The following is a 3,329-nucleotide window of genomic DNA, read 5'->3' as shown; positions in this document are numbered from 1 at the left end:
GAAAGCAAAAGGGCTGAAAATTTCACTATTCACTGCTATGATTGTTACGAGTTATATGACCTTCATAATAATTGCGGTCAATATAGGTTTTGTATATAACTTTCTTTTTATTTGGTTACGCAGTTGGCTCATTGCTTTTGTAATCGCTACTCCTTCGATACACATTATTGTTCCTCATATAAAAGAAAAGTTAGATAAAAAGAAACTTTAGTCAGTTTAATGTTATAATTAATGAACGTTGTTCAAAAATATATTTATATTTGTATCCTGAAAAACAAACAATGAGTACAGCGGATAGAAAGGCAAGAGAAAAAGAAAACTTAAAAAGTTTAATATTAAATAGTGCAAAAAAACTATTCGTAGAAAAAGGTATTGAACAAACTACTATCCGAAATATTGCTGAAGAAATTGATTATAGTATTGGTACTGTATATGTTTATTTTAAAGATAAAAATGCAATTCTACACGATTTACATTCAGAAGGATTTTCAGAATTAGGAGGTTATTTTAAGGAATTATATGCAATCATTAATCCAATGGAACGATTGAAAGTGATGGGGAAAGTGTATATAAAATTCGCAATAGAAAATTCAGAAATGTATGATTTAATGTTCAACTTAAAAGCTCCAATTGATTTTTTAAATGCCATTGATGAAGAAGAATGGAATGAAGGTAAAGCAACATTTGAAGTTTTAAATTCCACCATAACTCAGTGTATCGAACAAGGGCATTTTAAAAACCACAATTCAGAACCTTTATCTTTTATGATTTGGAGTATGGTGCACGGTATGTGCTGTTTAGAAATTAGACAGCGTACCAAAGGTGTAAATTTGACAAATCCTTCTACTATTGTGGGGGATGGCTATAATGAATTCTTAAAAATGATCGATAATCTATAATTTTTTTGCAATAATTTGAACAATGTTCATAAAATAAACAATGATATATGAAACAAACAAAAACACTTCTAATGATTGTGATTCTAATAACACAATCATCATTTGCACAAACTAAATTGGAAAATTACATTGAAGATGGTTTAAAAAACAACGAAACTATCAAGCAACAAAATTTTATCTTATCAAAAAGTATTTATGCTTTAGAAGAAGCCAAAACGCTCTTTTTACCTAATGTAAATTTCAATACCACATATACAAGAGCTGATGGAGGCAGAACAATTGATATTCCATTAGGAGATTTATTAAACCCTGCCTACACTACTTTGAACCAATTAACAGGAACTAATAATTTTCCTTCGTTAGAAAACAAAAACATTTTACTAAATCCAAATAACTATTACGATGCCAAATTCAGAACAAGTATGCCTTTATTAAATGCTGAAATTATTTATAACAAAAAGATAAAAAAGCAACAAGTCGATTTGCAAAAAATAGAAATTGACCTTTATAAAAGAGAATTGGTTAAGGAAATTAAAATTGCTTATTACAAATATTCACAATCGGTAAAAGCTATAGAAATCTATAAATCAGCTTTAAAATTAGTGCAAGAAAACAAGCGAATCAACACTTCATTATTCAATAATGATAAGGTAAACAGAACGTCAGTAATCCGAAGCGAAAACGAAGTAAGTAAAATAAATGCTTTACTAATTACCGCTCAACAAAACGAAATATCTGCAAAACAATATTTCAATTTTCTACTAAACAAACCATTACAAAACGAGATTAATGTTGATGATTTAGCGGCAACTCCTTTAGAAAACGAATTAGGAAAAAATGAAGTTTCTAATCGAGAAGAAATACTAAAATTAAAATCGGCACAATCCATAAATGACAATGTAATTAAACTCAATAAATCCTATTTAGTACCAAAAATAGGAACATTTATAGATTTGGGTTCACAAGCCTTTGACTGGAAATTCAATGACAAATCAAGATATTATCTTTTTGGAGTTGCTCTCGATTGGAATTTTTTTTCTTTTGGAAAAAACAGCTATAAAACCAAACAAACTCAAGCCGACCAAGATTATCTGCAGTCACAAGAAAAATATGTTGAACAGCAATTGCTGACACAACTTTCGGTAACAAAAAACAATTTTCAATCTGCGATTGCAAATTACGAAGCATCAAAATCACAATTAATTACTGCCGACAAATACTATGCCGATATTCAAAAAATGTATAAAGAAGGTCAGGTAATTTTTATAGAACTTTTAGATGCACAAAACCAATTAATCAATGCGCAATTGCAATCAAACATTTCACTGTATGATACTTGGATAAAGGATGCAGAAATAGAAAGAGCAAATGCCAGTTTTAAACTTAACAATTAAAAAAATGAAACAAATTAATCCACTTTCGACTTTAGTAATAATCATACTATTGCTTACAAGCTGCGGACACAAAGAAGACAAAAAAGCAACCGAGTTAAATTCTAAAGAAGCTATTCCTGTAAAAATAGCAACTATAAATTCATTAAATCAAGAAAAAAACATTCTGGCAACAGGGTTGATAACTACCGAAAATGAAGCAAGGTATTCCTTCAAAATTGGAGGCATAATCGATAGAATTTTTGTTGAAGAAGGGCAGCATTTCAAGAAAGGACAACTATTGGCAAAACTGAAAATAACCGAGATTAACTCGCAATTGCAACAAGCACAATTTGGCTACGATAAAGCAAAAAGAGATTACACTAGAGCCAACAATTTATATAAAGATAGTGTTGCCACGCTCGAACAACTTCAAAATGCAAAAACAGCAATGGATTTTGCTCAAAAGACGGTTAATGTGATTGCTTTCAATCAAGAATATGCTACCATTTATGCTAGTTCAGATGGTTTTGTTTCCAAAAAGTTAACGAACCAAGGCGAAGTTGTCAATGCAGGAACGCCAATATTGGCAATAAACGAAACCAATAAAAACAATAATTGGGTTCTTAAACTTGGTGTTACAGATGCTGATTGGGCTTCAATACAAGTAAATCAAAATGCAAAAGTCCATATTGATGCCTTTCCAAATCAGATTTTCAATGCCAAAGTTTTTAGAAAATCACAAGCATCTGATCAAACAAACGGTTCTTTCCAAATCGAATTGAAATTAGAATTATCGGGAACAAAACTTGCTGTTGGAATGTTTGCAAAAGCAGAAATAAAAACTAAAAACACAACTAATTTGCCTGTCATTCCGTATGACGCTTTGATTGAGGCAGACGGTAATAATGCTTTTGTATTTGTTCCTTTTAATAATGGCGTAAAACGAATTCCTATCATCATTGATAGTTTCAATAATAATCAAGTTACGGTCAAAAGTGGTTTAGAAAACATTAAATCAATTATTGTTTCCAATAGTGCCTTCCTAAATGAAAATTCA

General features: G+C 30.2%; 4 protein-coding genes. All 4 read left to right on the top strand.

All coding sequences use genetic code 11. From position 1 onward, the window contains the following. Nucleotides 1–211 (top strand): DUF2798 domain-containing protein (locus PHC28_RS17300; RefSeq protein WP_300103493.1); only part of this gene is annotated, 211 nt, incomplete at its 5' end. A gap of 70 nt (nt 212–281) precedes the next feature. Further along, nucleotides 282–899: a TetR/AcrR family transcriptional regulator gene (locus PHC28_RS17295; protein WP_300103491.1), complete on the top strand. Its 618-nt coding sequence runs from the start codon at nt 282–284 to the stop codon at nt 897–899. 47 nt (nt 900–946) lie between these two features. After that, nucleotides 947–2,293: a TolC family protein gene (locus tag PHC28_RS17290; protein WP_300103489.1), complete on the top strand. Its 1,347-nt coding sequence runs from the start codon at nt 947–949 to the stop codon at nt 2,291–2,293. A gap of 4 nt (nt 2,294–2,297) precedes the next feature. Next, nucleotides 2,298–3,329 (top strand): efflux RND transporter periplasmic adaptor subunit (locus PHC28_RS17285; RefSeq protein WP_300103487.1); only part of this gene is annotated, 1,032 nt, incomplete at its 3' end.

Origin of the sequence: Flavobacterium sp. (genome assembly GCF_028712645.1) — a bacterium.
GTDB lineage: Bacteria > Bacteroidota > Bacteroidia > Flavobacteriales > Flavobacteriaceae > Flavobacterium.
This window is presented reverse-complemented; position numbering and strand designations above follow the sequence as displayed.

What these genes read in the sequence shown, in the direction of transcription:
- PHC28_RS17295 (WP_300103491.1), top strand. Translation starts at nt 282, where the DNA reads ATGAGTACAGCGGATAGAAAGGCAAGAGAAAAAGAAAACTTAAAAAGT.
- PHC28_RS17290 (WP_300103489.1), top strand. Translation starts at nt 947, where the DNA reads ATGAAACAAACAAAAACACTTCTAATGATTGTGATTCTAATAACACAA.